The organism is Streptomyces sp. NPDC058579 (assembly GCF_042718575.1).
GTDB lineage: Bacteria > Actinomycetota > Actinomycetes > Streptomycetales > Streptomycetaceae > Streptomyces.
This window is the reverse complement of record NZ_JBHXPI010000008.1, coordinates 35,407-52,267: the sequence shown is the minus strand read 5'-3', so window position 1 is coordinate 52,267 and position 16,861 is coordinate 35,407. Positions and strand designations below refer to the sequence as shown.

Below are 16,861 nucleotides of genomic sequence, written 5' to 3'. Positions count from 1 at the left end.
TCAGGAGGTACGGATCATGTCCGTCTCCGCCCCCTTCCCCGTCGCGTTCAACGGAGCTGTGGACCGGTTCGTCGTCACGATGGGCAACCGCATCATCGTCACCACTCAGAACGGTGGCGTGTTCGGCCACGACATCAACGGCAACACCGTCGGACCCGGCTTCGGATTCGGCGGATCCAATGTCGCGTTCAACGGCCCCATCGACCGCTTCGTCGTCACCATGGGCAACCGCATCATCGTCACCACGCAGAACGGTGGCGTCTTCGGCCACGACATCAACGGCAACACCGTCGGGCCACCCTTCGCATTCGGCGGTTCCAATGTCGCGTTCAACGGACCTGTGGACCGGTTCGTCGTCACGATGGGCAACCGCATCATCGTCATCACCCAGGACGGTGGCGTGTTCGGCCACGACATCAACGGCAACACCGTCGGACCCGGCTTCGGATTCAGCGGATCCAAAGTCGCGTTCAACGGACCCATCGACCGCTTCGTCGTCACCATGGGCAACCGCATCATCGTCATCACCCAGGACGGTGGCGTCTTCGGCCACGACATCAACGGCAACACCGTCGGACCACCCTTCGCATTCGGCGGATCCAAAGTCGCGTTCAACGGAGCGTTCGACCGATTCGTCGTCACCATGGGCAACCGCATCATCGTCACCACCCAGGACGGTGCCGTGTGGGCCCATGACATCAACGGCACCACCGTGGGGCCGCCCTTCCCGATGAACTTCGTCCTCTCGCACTTCACCTTCGAGAGCGACATCTCCGCCACGAACCGGCAGCGGACGCTCGACCGGCACAGGTTCGCGTTGACGCGCATCGCGGTGTGCGGAAACCTCTCGGCGGACGAGCGGACGAAACTCCACGAGGCCTACGACCGCGCGGTTCACCACACGACCCTCACCACCGACGGCGTGAACGCCAGCGCGACGGTCGGAGGCTCGCGCCTGAACGTCAACTTCGGGGTTCTGTTCCCGCAAGGCGATGAGGAGATCTCCCAAACCCTCATCCACGAGATGATGCATTGCGCGGGTTTCACCCACCCCCAGCGGCGTGACCCTCCCGCGGGAAGCAGCTGTGCCTCGCCCAACCCCGCCGTGTTCGACTGCCCCAACGACAACGGCGTGTACTACGGAACGCCCCCACTGCGCGCGGAGTTCTGCATCGCGGGTGACCAGAGTGACGTGCGCCGCCGGCTCAGGGACAAGGCGGCCACGGAGAGCTGCGTCATCGACGAGGACGGAGTGGCCACCCTCCACACCGAGGCCGCGCGTCAGCCGCTCGCGGCGTCGTAGCGTCCAGCGTTCGGGGCGGGGAATGTCCGGTTGTCCGGTTAGACTCTCCGCCCATGACCACCGCCCCACCGCACCAGCAGGCCGGTGCGAGGCGGTCCCTGGGGCCCCGATTCGCGCGGTTGTGGGCGGCGTACGCCGTCAGTACGTACGGGACCTGGCTCGGGTTCGGCGCGTTTCCCCTGATCGCGGTTCTCGTGCTGGACTCCGGGCCGGCCCAGGTGGCGGCGCTGGCCGCCGCGGGGCGGGCGGTGGGGGCGCTGGTGGCGGTGCCGCTCGGCCCGTGGGTGGAGTTCCGCCGCAAGCGGCCGGTCATGGTGGCGATGGACCTCACCCGGTTCGCGGCGCTGATGAGCGTCCCCGTCGCGTTCGCGCTCGGGTGGCTCGGCTTCGCCCAGCTCCTCGTCGTCTCCGTCGTCGTCGCCGCGGCCGACATCGCCTTCAGGGCTGCCTCCGGCGCGTATCTGAGGGGGCTCGTGCCGCCGGAGCACCTGCTCGTCGCGAACGGCCGGTTCGAGTCCACGATGTGGAGCGCGAGCATGATCGGGCCACCACTCGGAGGCGCCGCGATCGGCGTGCTCGGCCCGGTGACGACCGTGATGGCCGACGCGGTCAGCTATCTGCTCTCCGCCCTCGGCATCCGCTCCATCGGCGGGACGGAACCGAAGCCCCCGAGGGCGGCCGGACCGCGCCTGCGAGCGAGCGACCTCTTCGAGGGATGGAGCCACATCCTCGCCCACCCCACGCTCCGCCCGCTCTTCCTCAACACGATTGTGGTCAACGGCCTGATCATGGCCCCCGAGCCGCTGCTCGCCCTGCTCCTGCTGCGCGAACTCGGCTTCTCGCCGTGGCAGTACGGTCTCGTCTTCGCGGCCCCCTGCCTCGGCGGCCTCGTCGGCGCCCGCCTCGCCCACCGGCTCGTGGCCCGGTACGGGCAGCGCACGGTGCTCCTCACCGCCGGGACGCTGCGCGCGATCTGGCCCCTGGGGCTGGCGTTCGTCCAGCCGGGCATCCCCGGGATGATGCTCGTCATCACCCTCCAGTTCGGCCTGGTGACCTGCTGCGGCCTGTTCAACCCGGTCCTGGCCACCTACCGGCTCCAGCACGCCGACCCCGACCGCCTCGCCCGCACCCTGGCCGCCTGGTCGGTCAGCACCAGCGCCACCATCGCCTCCCTGACCGCCGCGTGGGGTCTCCTGGCCGCCTTCACCAACCCCCGCATCGCGATCGCGGCCGCCGGCGTCCTCCTCCTGGCCACCCCGCTGCTGCTCCCCCGCACATCGACGCGCTGAGCCGCCCCGGACAGGTCACCCGTACGTGTTCGGGCGAGGTGGGGCAGCGCGGGCGGACGGGTCCACAATGCGAGCGTGCAGAGTTGGTTGCAGGCCGGGACCGGCCCCTTCCTCGGGCGGGGCGACGAGGTCGCCGAACTCGTCCCCGTACTGGCGGATCACCGGTTGGTGACCCTGGTCGGGGTCGGCGGGGTCGGCAAGTCCCGCTTGGCGGCGCGCGTGGCGGAGGAAGCGTCCGCCGGCATGTTCGAGACCGTGTACTGGGCTCCGTTGTGGCACTTGAGCGACCCGGCCCTGTTCGACGCCGTGGTCGCCGACGCGTGCGGGCTCGCCGACCATTCGCTGCGGGATCCGCTCGACGCGCTGTGCGCGTGGGTCGGGGCGCGCCGCGTGCTGCTGGTCCTCGACTCGTGCGAGCACATGGTCGCCGCCTGCGCCCGGCTGGTGGCGGAGCTGCTCGCGCGCTGCCCGGGTGTGGCCGTTCTCGCCACGAGCCGGGAGCAGTTGGGGCGGCCGGAGGAGCGGGTCCATCAGGTCGACCCGCTCGACCCGGACACCGACGGGCTGGCCCTGTTCACGGCCGGGGCGGCCGCCGTCGGGGTGCGGTGGGATCGTCCGGAGGACGTGATCGTGGCCGTCGAGATCTGCCGGCGCCTCGAAGGCATCCCGCTCGCTCTGCGCCTGGCCGCCGCCCAGTTGCCGCGGCGGCCGGTACGGGTCATGGCGCGTGCGCTCCGCGAGCGGCTGGCGCTCGCGGCCCCGGAGGACGCGGGCGTACGGCCGGAACGGCACCGGACCCTACTGACGACCATCGGGTGGAGCCACGAACTGTGCGAGCCGGTGGAGCGGTTGCTGTGGGCCCGGCTGTCGGTCTTCCGTGCCGAACCGCCCCTGGAGGCGGTCGAGCGCGTGTGCGCGGGCGGTCCGCTGACGGCGAAGGCGCTCACCGAAGCGCTCGCCGGTCTTGAGCGGAAGAGCCTGGTGTCCGTGGCCGGCGGCCGGGTGCGGATGCTCGACACCGTCCGCGAGTACGGGGCGATGTGGCTGACAGAGCTCGGCGAGGACGGCCCCGTGGCCGATCGGCACGCCCGGTACTTCGGCGAGCTGGTGGCCCGGGCGGAGGAGAGCTGGTGGGGTCCGGGCCAGGGCGCGGCGTACGCGGCGGTGGCGTCGTCGCACGCGGACCTCTGCGCGGCGATGGAGCGACTGCTCCTCGTGGAACCGGAGAGCGCGGTGCGCATGGCGGGCCGTGTCGGCTTCTTCTGGGCCTGCTGCGGCCGCCTGCACGAGGCGGGGCACTACCTGAACGAGTTCCTCCAGCTGGCCCCGGCGTCGCCCGGGGCCCGGGCGAAGGCCCTGTGGGCGCTCGGTGTGGTGCGCTCCTTGCAGGGGGACTACGAAGGGGCGGCGCGGCTCGGCCGCGAGGCGCGGGCCGCCGCGCACGCCGCGCGCTCCGGCGCGCTGGTCGCGGACGCCGGCTATCTGCAGGGTCTGGTGATGCTCCTACGGGGACGGCCACTGGCCGCCCTGCACATCGCCGACCGGGAGTTGGCCGCGCGTCCGGCCGACGAGGCGGCGACCGCGCGGTGCCGTCTGGTGCGGGTGTTCGGGCTGACGGGTTCGGGGCACCTGAGCGAGGCGAGGGCCGAGGCGGAGGCGCTGCGGGCCAGGTCGGTGGCGATCGGCGAGCATTGGACGCGCTCGTACACCGAGTACCAGCTCGCGGTGATCGCCCTGTACGAGGACCGTACCGACGCCGCGGCTGAGCACGCGCGGGCGATGATCCGGGAGAAGCGGACGATCGGGGACGCCTTCGGGCTCGCCCTCGGCCTCGACATCATGGCCGCGGCGCTTGCGGCGCGCGGCGACGGCGAAAGCTCCGCGCAGGCCTTCGGGGCGGGTCAGTCGTTGTGGGAGACCGTGGGGCACCCCCAGCGCGGGACCCCGGAACTGGCCTCGCTCCGTGCCGGGTCCCAGCGTTCGGCCCGGCAGGCGGCGGGCGACGACGCGTACGACAAGGCGTACACGTGGGGCCGGTTCACGGACCCGGGGGTGACGGTGGAGACGCTGCTGGGCCTGGGCCGTTGACACCTGCCCGTGCTCTTGTCGGGGGCGCGACGGCCCCCGACACGGGCTGTGCTGTGTGTCAGTGCTCGGCCCCCGACACGGGCACGGTGTCAGTGCTCGGCCGTCGGCGCGGGCGAGATCTGGCCCATGATTCCCATCAGGTCCGGGGCGACCCACTCCTCGGCGACCTTGTCGCCCTCGAAGCGGTAGATCTCGATGCTCCGGAAGCTCACCGCCCGGCCCGTCGCCGCGACGCCCTGGAAGGTGCCGCCGTGCGTGCCCTGGAAGCGGACCCGGACCACCACCTTGTCGTCGACGGCGAACATGTCCTCGACGGTGATCTTCAGGTCGGGGAACGCCTCCCACATCGCCTGGCTCCCCAGGCGCCAGATCTCCCGGCCGATCAGCGGGTCGGGCAGCCCGGGGAGGTTGGCGATGAAGTTCTCCGTCAGCAGCTCGACGGACGCGTCGAGATCGCCGCTCTCCACCGTCTTGTAGGCCGTGCGCATCAGGGCGAGGTTCTTCTCCGTGGTGCTGTTCGCGGTGGTGTTCGCGCTGGTGTTCATCTCCGATGTCCTCTCCAGGGTGCTTCCCGACGGAGGTGGGGGGCGCTCCGGTCGGCTTGCGGCCCAGTAGAAACCCTGCCGTCGCGTCAAGGTCAAGGAGCGGCGGAGCCACGCCCTCAGGCCCAGCGGCATGGTGCCGCTGAGCCTGAGGTGGGGTGACAGCCGTCGGTCCCTAGTCGACCAAGGCACGCTCCCGGCGCGGAGTCGCCACCTGTCCGGACGGGGCCAGGCGGGAAAGCTTCTCGCCCTCGACGTCGAGGTTGGGAAGGAGCTTGTCGAGCCAGCGCGGCAGCCACCAGGCGCTCTTGCCGAGCAGGGCGAACAGGGCGGGCACGATCGTCATGCGGACGATGAAGGCGTCGAAGAGGACCGCGGCGGCGAGGCCGAAGCCGATCATCTTGATGAAGTCGTTGTCCTCCACGATGAAGCCGGAGAAGACGCTGATCATGATGGCGGCGGCCGCGGCCACCACCCGGCCGCCGTAGCGGAAGCCGGTGACGACCGCCTCGGAGGGCCGCGCCCCGTGGACGTACGCCTCCCGCATGCGGGTCACGAGGAACACCTCGTAGTCCATGGCGAGGCCGAAGACCACACCGATCATGAAGATCGGCATCGTGCTCATGATCGGGCTCGGCTGGTCGACGCCGAAGACATCGGCGAGCCAGCCCCACTGGAAGACCGCCACCACCGCGCCGAGCGCCGCCGTCACGGAGAGGAGGAAGCCGAGGGCGGCCTTGAGCGGGACGAGGATCGAGCGGAAGACGATCATGAGCAGCAGGAACGCCAGGCCGACGACCAGGGCGAGGTAGGGCAGCAGCGCGTCGTTCAGGGTCTGCGAGAAGTCGATGAACATCGCGGTCTGACCGGTGACGAGCACCTCCGCGCCGGTGTCGGCCTGGAAGCCGTCGGAGAGGGCGCGGATCGAGCGGACGAGGTCCTCGGTCGCGGCGTCGGTGGGCCCGGTGGTCGGGACGACGTTGAGGATGGCGGTGTCGCCGGCCTCGTTGGGCGTGGCCGGGGTGACCACGGCGACGCCGTCCTGCTCTGCGAGGCGCTCGCCGACGGTCTTGGCGGCGGCGGCCGCGTCCGGGCCCTCCACGGTGATCATCAGCGGCCCGTTGAACCCGGCGCCGAAGGACTCCGAGAGCATGTCGTAGGCCTTGCGCTGGGTGGTGTCGGGCGCCATGGTGCCCTCGCCGGGCAGCCCGAGCTCCAGGCTGGCCGCGGGTACGGCGACCGCGCCGAGGCCGACGACGGCCACGAGCAGTACCGCGATGGGGTGGCGCAGGACGTAACTGGCCCAGCGGGAGCCGAGGTTGGGCTTGCGGCGGGCGTCCTTCTCGGCACGCTTCGCGGCCCTGCGCTGCCGGCGGGGGCTGAGCGGCTTGCCGGAGAACCGCGCCCGGTCGCGACGGGCAAGCACCTTGACCGGGGCGAAGCCGAGCAGGGCCGGTACGAGGGTGAGGGCGACGAGCACGGCGATGGCGACGGTGCCGGCGGCGGCCATGCCCATCTTGGTGAGCATCGGGATGTTCACGACGGCCAGGCCGGCGAGGGCCACGATGACGGTGAGCCCGGCGAAGACGACCGCGGAGCCCGCGGTGCCGACCGCCCGCCCCGCGGCGTCGGCGCGGTCGCGGCCCTCGGTGAGTTCGGCGCGGTAGCGGGAGACGATGAACAGGGCGTAGTCGATGCCGACGGCGAGGCCGAGCATCATCGCCAGCGTCGACGTGGTGCTGGACAGACCGAGGGTGGAGCCGAGCGCGGTGATCGCGGAGATGCCGACGCCGACGCAGATGAGGGCCGTCAGCAGCGGCATTCCGGCGGCGATCACCGAACCGAAGGTGAGGACGAGGACGACCGCGGAGACCAGGATGCCGATCTTCTCGCCGGTGCCGCTCATCGCGGCCTCGATCTTCACGGCGTCGCCGCCGGCCTCGGCGGTCAGCCCGTCGGCACGGGCCTTGGCCAGTGCGTCGTCGAGCGCGTCGTGCGCCTTGTCACCGAGCTCGGTGGCGGAGACCTTGTAGGTGGCGATGGCGTAGGCGGTGGTGCCGTCCTTGCTCACCGCCTGTGTCGCGAAGGGGTCGCTCACCGAGGCGACCTGCGGGGACGCCTTCAACTGCTTGACCAGCGCGGCAACCTTGTCCTTCTGCGCGGGGGCGGAGACCTTCTCGCCCTGCGGCGCGCGGACCACGATGCGCGCACTGGCGCCGTCGGCGCTCGCGGCCGGGAACTTCTCCTTGAGGAGGTCGAAGGCCTTCTGCGACTCCGTGCCCGGCATGGAGAAGGTGTCGGCGGGCGGCATCGGCGCGGACGAGGCGGCGACGCCCGCACCGCAGAAGATCACCACCCACAGCAGGAGCATCAGCCATCGACGCCGGAAGGCGAGACGCCCGAGTTTGTAGAGGAAGGTAGCCACGGCTGGGACTCCTGTCGGTGGACCGGAAAAGGAAGAGCGGAACGAAAGCGGTACGAAGTCGGCCGAGCGGGCCGCGGTGACGGAAGGGGGCGCCATGGGAGATGACACCAGTCGGGCGCCCCGATGGCGCCACATTCGCCGCTCGAGTGGTGCCACCATGACATCACCGCGCCGCCACCGCAAGCCACCTTCTCGCCGAAGCGTCACCACACCGCGCCGCGGAGCCGAGGAAACGGCAGGTCAGCAGCCGATGCGCCACAAAGAATCCACCATGGCTCGCCATAGCGCCACGGGTGTGCCATCATGGCGTCATGGACCTCACCCCCTACGTCGACAACCTCCGGCACGAACTCGCCATCGCGGCGGAAGCCGGCGGCGAAGAAGCCCGGGCACTGGCCGAGCGGCTCACCGCACCCCTGGAGTCCGCCACCCGGCTGACCCTGCTCAACGCGCTGTCCGCGGCCATGGGTGAGGTCACCCGCGAGCTGGCACCCGGCTCGGTCGACGTGCGGCTGCGCGGACTCGACCCCGAGTTCGTCGTGACGCCGCCGCCCGCACCCGAGCCGTTCCAGGAGGCACAGGCACCGGTCACGGCCCCCGCCGCGTCCGCGCCGCTCCAGGCACCCTCGGATGCGGACGACGGCACCATGGCGCGGATCAACTTCCGTCTCCCGGCCCACCTCAAGGCGCGCGCCGAGAGCGCCGCGGTGGCGGAGGGCCTGTCGGTGAACGCCTGGCTGGTACGGGCGGTCGCCACCGCCCTCGACGGCCGGGAGCGCCCGAATCCGCCGGGCCGCGGCAAGGACTCGGGCGGCCGGGGCTTCACCGGCTGGGTCCGCTAAAGCACCTCAGGCACCTCAGGCACCGGGGTCCGGGCCTGCCGGACCCCAGCCGACTTCACCGGCGGGTCACCCACCCGCCGACGTCACTCATCACCCGCCCCACCAGCGGGAACACCCACACGAACCAAGAGGACGGAACAGTCATGCCTACGTACGAGACCCCCGAGCCGATCTCCGCCGTCCTCGAGATGGACGCGGGCACCGCCCGCATCACCGCGGGCAAGCGCACCGACACGGTCGTCGAGGTGCTGCCGCGCGACGGCTCCGAGGACAACGACGTCCGCGCCGTGCAGCAGACCCAGGTGACCTTCTCGGGCGGCCGCCTGACAGTGAAGACGCCCAAGAAGCGCTCCCCGTGGGGGAAGCCCGGCGCCATCGAGGTGAGCATCGAACTGCCGGCTGGATCAGACATCCGCGGCACCACGGGCATGGGCGGCTTCCACTGCGAGGGCCGCCTCGGCGAGACGGTGCTCAAGACCGGCCTCGGCGACCTCCAGCTCGACGAGGTGGCGGGCGCCAACCTCAGGACCGACACCGGCTACATCCGTCTGGCCCGCTCCACCGGGAACATCGAGGTCGTCGGCGCGGGCCGGATCGAGATCGACACGGTCGCCGGCGCGGCGACCGTCAAGAACGCCAACGGCTCGACCTCCATCGGCGAGGTCACCGGCGACCTGAAGACCAACGCGGCCAACGGCGACATCTCCGTCCGCGTCGTGCACGGCAACGCCGGCGCCAAGTCCGCCAACGGCCGGATCGAGATCGGCGTCGCCCACGCCGACGTCGAGGCCTCCTGCGCCAACGGCGGCATCCGGGTCGGCGATGTCACGCGCGGCCGGATCGACCTGCGCACCACGGTCGGCGACCTCGAAGTGGGCATCCGCGAGGGCACCGCCGCCTGGCTCGACGTGGACGCGAAGTACGGCACGGTACGCAACTCGCTCGGCTCCGCCGCCGGACCCGAGGCCTCCGACGAGACCGTCGAGGTGCACGCCAGGACCGGGGCCGGCGACATCATCGTCACCCGCGCCTGACCCCCGTACCGCTCTCCCCAACCTCCCTCGAAAGGAAGCGGCATGACGACCACTCAGACATCTGTACCGATCGCCGCACACACGGCGGAAGCGGCGATCACCGCCGTCGGGCTGCGCAAGTCCTACGGCGACAAGGTCGTGCTCGACGGCATCGACCTGAACATCGCCGAAGGCACCGTCTTCGCCCTGCTCGGGCCGAACGGCGCCGGCAAGACCACCACCGTGGAGATCCTCTCCACGCTCATCGACGCCGACGCGGGCGAGGCCTGGGTCGCGGGCCGGCATCTGACCCGGGCCGCCGACGCGGTGCGCTCCGCGATCGGCGTCACCGGCCAGTTCTCGGCCGTCGACAACCTGCTGACCGCCGAGGAGAACCTGCTCCTCATGGCGGACCTGCACCATCTCGACCGCCGCGAAGGCAAGTTCCGGGCCAAGGACCTCCTGCGCCGCTTCGACCTGTCCGACGTGGCGGGCAAGACCGCCGTCACCTTCTCGGGCGGCATGCGCCGCAAGCTCGACCTGGCGATGACCCTGGTCGGCGACCCGCGGATCATCTTCCTCGACGAGCCCACCACCGGACTCGACCCACGCAGCCGGCGCACCATGTGGGAGATCATCCGCGGTCTGGTCGCCGACGAAGGCGTGACCATCTTCCTCACCACCCAATACCTCGAGGAGGCGGACCAACTCGCGGATCGCATAGCGGTGTTGGACCACGGCAGGCTGATCGCCGAGGGTACGGCCGACGAGCTGAAGCAGCGCATCCCCGGCGGTCACATCAGGGTGCGGTTCGCCGACGTCCTGAGCCTCGACACCGCCGCGGGAACCTTCGGCATCGCGACCCGCGACGACGAATCCCTGACCCTCCAGATCCCCAGCGACGGCTCCATCCCGAACCTGCGGGCCGTCCTCGACACCCTGGAGGCCACCGCCGTCGAGGCCGAATCGCTGACCGTGCACACCCCCGACCTCGACGACGTCTTCCTGACCCTCACCGGCCAACCCCGTCCGGCCGAGGCCGCCGCTTCGACCTCCGCCTCGACCTCTGATTCGACCGCCGCATCCACCGCCGCTTCGGCCAAGGAGAACGCCTGATGGCCACCGTGTCGTACGCCGCCAGGGACGCCAGGACAATGCTGCGGCGGAACCTCAAGAAGGCCATGCGCTACCCGTCCCTGACGCTCATGGTCGCCGTCATGCCGATCATGATGCTGCTGCTCTTCAACTACGCCTTCGGTTCCGCCCTGGGCGCCGGCATCAGCGGACTGCCCACCGGCAGCGGCGAGTACATCAACTACCTGGCGCCCGGCATCATCCTGATGGCCGCCACGTCCGGCGCGCTGACCACGGCGATCAGCGTGTGCGTCGACAAGACCGAGGGCATCGTCAACCGCTTCCGTACGATGCCGATCTCGCACGCCTCCTTCCTGACCGGCCATGTCGTGGGCAGCGTGATCCAGACGATGACCAGCATCGTGCTCGTCATCGGCGTCGCGCTCCTGCTGGGCTTCCGCCCGAACGCGACGCCCGTCGAGTGGATCGCCGCCGCCGGCCTGCTGACCCTGCTCACACTCGCGCTCACCTGGCTCTCCGCCGGCATCGGCCTGGTCGCCAAGACCGTGGAGAGCGCGAGCAACATCCCGATGCCGCTGACGTTCCTGCCGTTCATCGGCAGCGCCATCGTGCCGACCGACTCGATGCCGACCGGCCTGCGCTGGTTCGCCGAGTACCAGCCCTTCACCCCGATCATCGAGACCCTGCGCGGCCTGTGGCTGGGTACCGAGATCGGCTCAAGCGCGGCCATCGGCCTCGCCTGGACCGTGGGGCTCTCCCTGGTCGGTTACCTGTGGGCCCGCCGCGCTTTCAGGACCGGCGGAAAGCGCTGACCGAGGCTCGCCCCTCCGAAGCCCTCTTCCCTCTTCCCTGACCGGCACCATCCCGAGCACGTCCGACGATCACAGGAGGACCCATGTCCAACGAACAGACACATACCAACCCGAACGCTGATGAACTGCCCACCCTCCCCACCGACCGGCGCACCGGCTGCCCCTTCGACCCGCCGGCCGAACTCACCGCGTTAAGCGACCGGCCGATCCGCCGTATGCGTTACGCGGACGGACACATCGGCTGGCTCGTCACCGGCCACGCCGCGGCCCGCGCGATCCTGGCCGACCCCCGCTTCAGTTCGCGGTACGAGCTCATGCACATGCCGATGCCGATGGAAGGCGCGCCGGAGGAGCTGCCCCCGGCGCAGGTCGGCGACATCGTGGGCCTCGACGCTCCGGAGCACACCCGCTACCGACGCCTGCTCACCGGCAAGTTCACCGTCCGCAGGATGCGTCAACTCACCGAGCGCGTCGAGGAGTTCACCGCCGAGCGGCTCGACGCCATGGAGCAGGCAGGCCCCGGGGTCGACCTGGTCGAGGCGTTCGCGCACCCCGTGCCCGCGCTCGTGATCTGCGAGCTGCTCGGCGTACCGTACGCCGACCGGGAGCGCTTCCAGGGCCACGTGGCGACGATCTTCGACCAGACGGCGGGCCCGGAGGCCATGGGAGAGGCGTACGTGGCGCTGCTCCAGTACCTGAACGAACTGGTCCTCGCCAAGCGCGCCGAGCCCACCGACGACCTGCTCAGCGATCTGACCACCTCCGACCTCACGGACGAGGAGCTGGCCGGGATCGGCGGGCTGCTCCTCGCCGCCGGGCTCGACACCACCGCGAACATGCTGGGCCTCGGCACCTTCGCCCTGCTGAGCAACGCGGACCAACTCGACGCGCTGCGCGCCGATCCTGGCCTCGCCGAGCAGACCGTGGAGGAGCTGCTGCGCTACCTCAGCGTGGCCGACCCGCTGCCGCGCGCGGCGCTGGAGGACGTCGAGGTGGAGGGCCACCTCATCAAGGCGGGCGAGACGGTGACCGTCTCCGTGCAGGGCACCAACCGCGACCCGCAGAAGTTCCCCGAGCCCGACCGGCTCGACATCCACCGCAAGGCCACCGGCCACCTGGCCTTCGGGCACGGCGCCCACCAGTGCCTGGGGCAGCAACTGGCCCGCGTCGAGATGGCCGTGGCGTTCCCGGCGCTCTTCGCCCGCTTCCCGACCCTGCGGCTCGCGGTGCCGGCGGAGGAGGTTCAGCTGCGCGACCGCTCCAACATCTACGGTGTCGTCAGCCTGCCCGTCACCTGGGACAAGGAGTAGCCCCATGACCGACACCCGTGAGCCGCTGCACCTCAGCGTCGACCGCGACCGCTGTGCCGGCGCCGGGATGTGCGCCCTGACGGCCCCCGAGGTCTTCGACCAGGACGACGAGGAGGGCCTGGTGGTACTCCTCCACCCCACCCCGTCCCCCGAACACCGCGCCGCCGCCCGCATGGCCGCGGGCCTCTGCCCCGCCGAAGCCATCACCTTCACCACCCCGGCCCCGAAGGACGCGTAGCCACGCGCTCCCTCCCCCGGACCGAGAACCCGCACCGCACGGCGGTGGGGGCTCTCGTGTTGATATTCGGTGGGACACGCTCACGCGCCGAGGCACAATGCCCGTGATGATCTCCACTGCCGACGAGCTGCTCGCCGTTCTCGATCCCCTTCCGCACGCCGACCGGCTTCGACGCACCGCGGTCACCGCTCGGCACCTCGCCGATCGAGGTGAGCTGGGGCCGCTGCTCGTCGCGCTGGACGGGCTCGGACCCTACGAGCGCCGCCTCGCCGCGCTGGCCGCGCTGACCGGTGGGGAGCTCGGGCACCTCGCGGCACGGCTCGGTGATCCCGACCTGGTGGTGCGGCGGTACGCGCTGCGTGGCGCTCGGCGGATGCCCGTCGCGGACGCCGCCGTCGAGGCCGCGTACGACGACGCACCCGCCGTGGTCCGCGCCGACCTCGCACGGCTGCTGCGCGACGGACGGCGGTCGGCACTCGCCGAGCGGCTGGTGCTCCGGGTCCGTACCGAGTACGGCGATCAGGACGCGGCGCGCCTGCTGCCGGGCTGTTCGCCGGAGTTCGCCGCGCGGCTGCTGCCCGAACTCGCCGGGGCGCTCGCCTTCGAGGACTGGAACATCCTGGCCGTCCGCCATCCCGTCGCCGTACTCGACCAGGCGGCGCGGGAACTCGGCGACCTTCCCGAGCGGCTGCGCGACCGCTGGTGGCGGCAGCACGCCACCGGAATCGCCGCCGCGCTGCCCGCCGCACCGGGGCGCGTACTTGACCTGCTGGAACGATTCGGCCCCGACAACCTGCCCGGTCCGGTGCAGGACCGTCTCGGCGACCTCGTCGAGGTGGACGCCGAGCGCGTCGCGCGCTGGCTCGCCGACCCGCGCCGGGCGGCCGCGCGGTGGGAGCGGACCCCCGGCCGGGCGGTCATGCGGCAGCTCGTGGCGGCGGATCCGCCGTCCCTGCCGAGGCTCGCTGCCCGGTGGTTCCACCGGAACGCCTTCGATGTGCTGCTGCGGTCGGTGCCACCGGCACGCCGGGCCGGCTTCGTGGACGCCGTCGTCGCCGCGGGCGATCCCCGCGGGAACGTCCGCGCGCACGCGGGGGTGCTCGCCGTGCTGCCGGCCGCCGAGCGGCACACCAGGGCCCGTACCGCCGTCGAGGCGCACCGCGCCGCAGGCGGTTCGAGCTGGGACCTCTGGGGTCTGCTCGCACTCCTGGAGCCCGCCGAGGCCCGCCCTCAGCTGATGGCCGCTGTCGGTACCGGTGCCGCCGAGGACCGCGGCACGGTCTGGGACCGGCTGGTCGCCAACGCCGGCCACACCCGTGATCCGGAGCAGGTCGCCGAGGTCCTCGCGCTGGCCGCTGGCCGACTGACCAACGAGCGTGACCTCGTACGCTGGGAAGCCCTCACCGCCTTCGCCGACCTGCCGACGCCGCTCGTCGTGGCGGCCTTGGCGGCAGGCCCGTCCGCCGGAGGCCAGGCCGGGGCCGAATCCCTGGAACGGCTCTGCCTGGACGCCCTGCGCGCCCGGGACTGCTCGTCCGGGACCCGGGACACGATCCGGACCCTGGCCGTGACCCTGCTCGGGGCCCAGGACGGCGGGGACGCCGGGAGCGATGCCCGTGGTGACGCCGGTGGTGACGCCTGCGGTGGCGCCGCTCTGCGGACCGCCGTCCGCCTCCTGGAAGCGCTGACCGCGCACACCGGCACGGTCGAATTCGGCGGTCCCACCACCATGCCGCGCGGCAGCGCGATGAGCGCCGTGCTCGACGCACTCGGCCCGTGGCTGGACCGGGCCGCCTCCCGTGGGGACGTCGTTCCCCTGCTCGCCCTGGTCAGGTCCTGCGGCCACCGCGCGTACCGGATCCCGGAGCTCCAGGACCGCCTCGAACACGCCCTGCGCACCTGCCCGGACGGGATGTTCGGCGATGTCGCCGCGGCCTGGCTGGCCGACCCGGCGACGCGCCGCGACCGCGTGGCCGAGCTGGTGACGCGGGAGCCGTCCGCGGTCCACCTGGCTCCGGTGCTCGCCGTACTCGCCTCGGAACGCACCGACCTGTTGGACCAGGCGCTCACCGAAGGCCCGCTCACGGGCGGCGGCCGGTTCCCGGTGGCCGGATCTCCCCGGCCGTTGCCGCCCTTCCGGTACGCCGACAGGTGGCTGCCACGCCAGCAGCGGGCCGCCGCCCGGCTTGCCGCGGGCGTCGTCGACGATCCCGGCCGGGGTCTCGACGAACGTGCCGCACTGCTCCGGGCGGTGGCCCCGGTGCCGGAGTTCGGACGGGCCCTGCTCCAGCGGTACGCCACCCCGGCCGACGATGCCGAGCCCGCGCTGACGGCAGCGGCCTTGGACGCGGCCGCCCACACGGACGACCCCGCCTCCGCCCTCGGCGCCCTGCTCGACCACGCCGGTGACGACCGGGCCGTGGCCGCCTGGTCGGCGGCCGGCCGCGCCGCCGCCCACGCGCGGCCCAGCCACGTCGCGGCTCTGCTCCACGACGTCCTGACCCGTGAGAGCGGGGTGAAGGTCACCGTACGGAAGGCGGCCGCCCGGCTCGCCGTCCGCCACCTTCCCCGGGGCGCCGCCACCGCGCTCCTGTCCACCGTGGGCCGCGCCCCGGGCGTCCACCCGGACGTGCGAGCAGCCGTCGTCGGTCTGGCCACGACGCTGCTGCCCGCCGAGGAGATGTGGGCCCTGCTCGAGTCGGCGGCCACCGACGGGCCGGACGCAGCCCGGCGCGTGCTCGTGGACGTCGACCCGGCGGATCTGGCCCCGGACCACCGCGCGCGGTACGGGGAACTCGTCGCCCGGCTGCCCTTCGTCGGCGACGAAGGAGTAGCGGACCAGGCCCTGTTCAGCCTCCGCGACTGGGTGCGGTACACCCCGGCGGCCGGCGCGGCGCTGGCCGACGTCTACACCGACCTCGCCACGCCCCTGAGTGTCTGGCGGGTGAGCTACGGAATGACGGAGCTGGCCCAGTCCGAACTGTCGCACCCGATCGGTGGCGTGGAGCCCGGCAGCCTTCTGGCGGACGTCGTGGACCGGCTTCTGGCCCTGATCGCGGCCGGCGAACCGGAGGGCGGCGGCGGGCGCGACGGGGATCTTCCCGCCCGCCGTCGCCTGCACTCCCTCATCGGCTCGTCGATCAGGAACCACCGGATGTGCGTGGTCCTGGCCGGGCGACTGGCCTGCGAACCGGCGGTCACCGCCACCCGCACCGCCCTCCTCGTACGGGCGATCGACCTGGAGGCGCCTGAGCTCGAACTACGGCTCTCGCTCCGCGAGTTGGCCGCCGCGGCCGAGGGCCGACCCGTCCTCGCGGCCCGAATAGCCGAAGACCTGGAGGAGGTCCACCGGTACGGCAGCCCGCTCGCCGACCCCACGGCCGCCCTGGCCGTGATCCGCGCGCTGAGCGCCGAGGGCGGTCTCGTGGGAGGCCTGCTGGCCGTCGGCCTCGCCACGGCGCTCGGAGCCCGGCAGAGCTGGCCGGACACCTGCCGCGCAGCCGTCGTCGAACTGCGCCGCCACCGGGAGCCGGAGGTACGGGAGACGGCGCACGCCGTGAGCCTGGGCGGCCACTGAGTCCGGCTGCCCAGCCTCGGGCAGGCCGGCTCCTTGACCTGCGTGGCATCAGCAACTACGTTGCGGTCAGCGTCGGCCCGAACGACCGAGAGGAGGCGACCGGCGGATGAACACCAGCTCTGACCTGGCTCGCCTCGCCCACACCACGGTCTGGGTTCCGGGTCGTATCGCGCACGGCTGCTGACACGCCGGCCGCCGAAGCCGTTCCGATGTGCCCTTCCGCGGCGCGTTCCGGGCTTCACCTCACCGCCCCCTTCTCTTCGCACGCCGCCGGCGCACGCCCCTGCCGCGTGCCGCTTCGCGCGCCCGTTGTTGCCACGTGGCGCC

At 72.1% G+C, this 16,861-nt stretch carries 12 protein-coding genes; 10 read left to right on the top strand and 2 right to left on the bottom strand.

Annotation, left to right across the window (positions count from 1 at the left end; all coding sequences use genetic code 11):
• The first annotated feature begins 16 nt into the window (after positions 1 to 16).
• The 3 genes from ACFWRO_RS13175 to ACFWRO_RS13165 all read left to right on the top strand — a co-directional run bounded on the left by ACFWRO_RS13175 (position 17) and on the right by ACFWRO_RS13165 (position 4,680).
• The gene (locus tag ACFWRO_RS13175) at positions 17 to 1,303 is read left to right on the top strand and encodes a hypothetical protein (RefSeq protein ID WP_384508693.1); all 1,287 of its coding nucleotides are present in this window, start codon (positions 17 to 19) and stop codon (positions 1,301 to 1,303) included.
• A gap of 53 nt (positions 1,304 to 1,356) precedes the next feature.
• Positions 1,357 to 2,592: an MFS transporter gene (locus ACFWRO_RS13170; protein WP_384508690.1), complete on the top strand. Its 1,236-nt coding sequence runs from the start codon at positions 1,357 to 1,359 to the stop codon at positions 2,590 to 2,592.
• A 75-nt stretch (positions 2,593 to 2,667) separates the two neighbouring features.
• On the top strand, positions 2,668 to 4,680 hold the full coding sequence (locus tag ACFWRO_RS13165; RefSeq protein ID WP_384508687.1) for an ATP-binding protein: 2,013 nt from the start codon (positions 2,668 to 2,670) through the stop codon (positions 4,678 to 4,680).
• Positions 4,681 to 4,769: 89 nt separating this feature from the next.
• Here the strand turns inward: ACFWRO_RS13165 and ACFWRO_RS13160 are convergent, their stop codons facing one another.
• Positions 4,770 to 5,225, bottom strand: a complete 456-nt coding sequence (locus ACFWRO_RS13160) for an ester cyclase (protein WP_384508684.1) — start codon at positions 5,223 to 5,225, stop codon at positions 4,770 to 4,772.
• A 172-nt stretch (positions 5,226 to 5,397) separates the two neighbouring features.
• Positions 5,398 to 7,647: an MMPL family transporter gene (locus ACFWRO_RS13155; RefSeq protein WP_384508681.1), complete on the bottom strand. Its 2,250-nt coding sequence runs from the start codon at positions 7,645 to 7,647 to the stop codon at positions 5,398 to 5,400.
• Between the two features lie 311 nt (positions 7,648 to 7,958).
• Here ACFWRO_RS13155 and ACFWRO_RS13150 point away from each other — a divergent pair, with 311 nt between their 5' ends.
• The 7 genes from ACFWRO_RS13150 (at position 7,959) to ACFWRO_RS13120 (ending at position 16,534) form a co-directional block, all read left to right on the top strand.
• Positions 7,959 to 8,489, top strand: a complete 531-nt coding sequence (locus ACFWRO_RS13150) for a hypothetical protein (protein WP_384508678.1) — start codon at positions 7,959 to 7,961, stop codon at positions 8,487 to 8,489.
• Positions 8,490 to 8,632: 143 nt separating this feature from the next.
• A complete protein-coding gene (locus ACFWRO_RS13145) occupies positions 8,633 to 9,523 on the top strand; it encodes a DUF4097 domain-containing protein (RefSeq protein WP_384508675.1) in 891 nt (296 codons plus the stop codon).
• A gap of 42 nt (positions 9,524 to 9,565) precedes the next feature.
• On the top strand, positions 9,566 to 10,618 hold the full coding sequence (locus ACFWRO_RS13140) for an ATP-binding cassette domain-containing protein (RefSeq protein ID WP_384508672.1): 1,053 nt from the start codon (positions 9,566 to 9,568) through the stop codon (positions 10,616 to 10,618).
• Positions 10,618 to 11,409, top strand: a complete 792-nt coding sequence (locus ACFWRO_RS13135; RefSeq protein WP_384508670.1) for an ABC transporter permease — start codon at positions 10,618 to 10,620, stop codon at positions 11,407 to 11,409. Before ACFWRO_RS13140 ends, ACFWRO_RS13135 begins: the two co-directional genes overlap by 1 nt.
• An 83-nt stretch (positions 11,410 to 11,492) precedes the next feature.
• Positions 11,493 to 12,719 carry a cytochrome P450 gene (locus ACFWRO_RS13130; protein ID WP_384508667.1) on the top strand — a complete coding sequence of 409 codons (1,227 nt, stop codon included), beginning with the start codon at positions 11,493 to 11,495 and terminating at the stop codon, positions 12,717 to 12,719.
• 4 nt (positions 12,720 to 12,723) lie between these two features.
• On the top strand, positions 12,724 to 12,957 hold the full coding sequence (locus ACFWRO_RS13125; RefSeq protein WP_384508664.1) for a ferredoxin: 234 nt from the start codon (positions 12,724 to 12,726) through the stop codon (positions 12,955 to 12,957).
• Between the two features lie 106 nt (positions 12,958 to 13,063).
• Entirely contained in the window at positions 13,064 to 16,534 is a 3,471-nt protein-coding gene (locus ACFWRO_RS13120; protein WP_384508661.1) for a hypothetical protein, read from the top strand.
• Positions 16,535 to 16,861 lie beyond the last annotated feature (327 nt).

Coding starts and splice junctions, on each gene's coding strand:
- ACFWRO_RS13175 (WP_384508693.1), top strand. CDS start 17: ATGTCCGTCTCCGCCCCCTTCCCCGTCGCGTTCAACGGAGCTGTGGAC.
- ACFWRO_RS13170 (WP_384508690.1), top strand. CDS start 1,357: ATGACCACCGCCCCACCGCACCAGCAGGCCGGTGCGAGGCGGTCCCTG.
- ACFWRO_RS13160 (WP_384508684.1), bottom strand. CDS start 5,225: ATGAACACCAGCGCGAACACCACCGCGAACAGCACCACGGAGAAGAAC.
- ACFWRO_RS13150 (WP_384508678.1), top strand. CDS start 7,959: ATGGACCTCACCCCCTACGTCGACAACCTCCGGCACGAACTCGCCATC.
- ACFWRO_RS13145 (WP_384508675.1), top strand. CDS start 8,633: ATGCCTACGTACGAGACCCCCGAGCCGATCTCCGCCGTCCTCGAGATG.
- ACFWRO_RS13140 (WP_384508672.1), top strand. CDS start 9,566: ATGACGACCACTCAGACATCTGTACCGATCGCCGCACACACGGCGGAA.
- ACFWRO_RS13135 (WP_384508670.1), top strand. CDS start 10,618: ATGGCCACCGTGTCGTACGCCGCCAGGGACGCCAGGACAATGCTGCGG.
- ACFWRO_RS13130 (WP_384508667.1), top strand. CDS start 11,493: ATGTCCAACGAACAGACACATACCAACCCGAACGCTGATGAACTGCCC.
- ACFWRO_RS13125 (WP_384508664.1), top strand. CDS start 12,724: ATGACCGACACCCGTGAGCCGCTGCACCTCAGCGTCGACCGCGACCGC.
- ACFWRO_RS13120 (WP_384508661.1), top strand. CDS start 13,064: ATGATCTCCACTGCCGACGAGCTGCTCGCCGTTCTCGATCCCCTTCCG.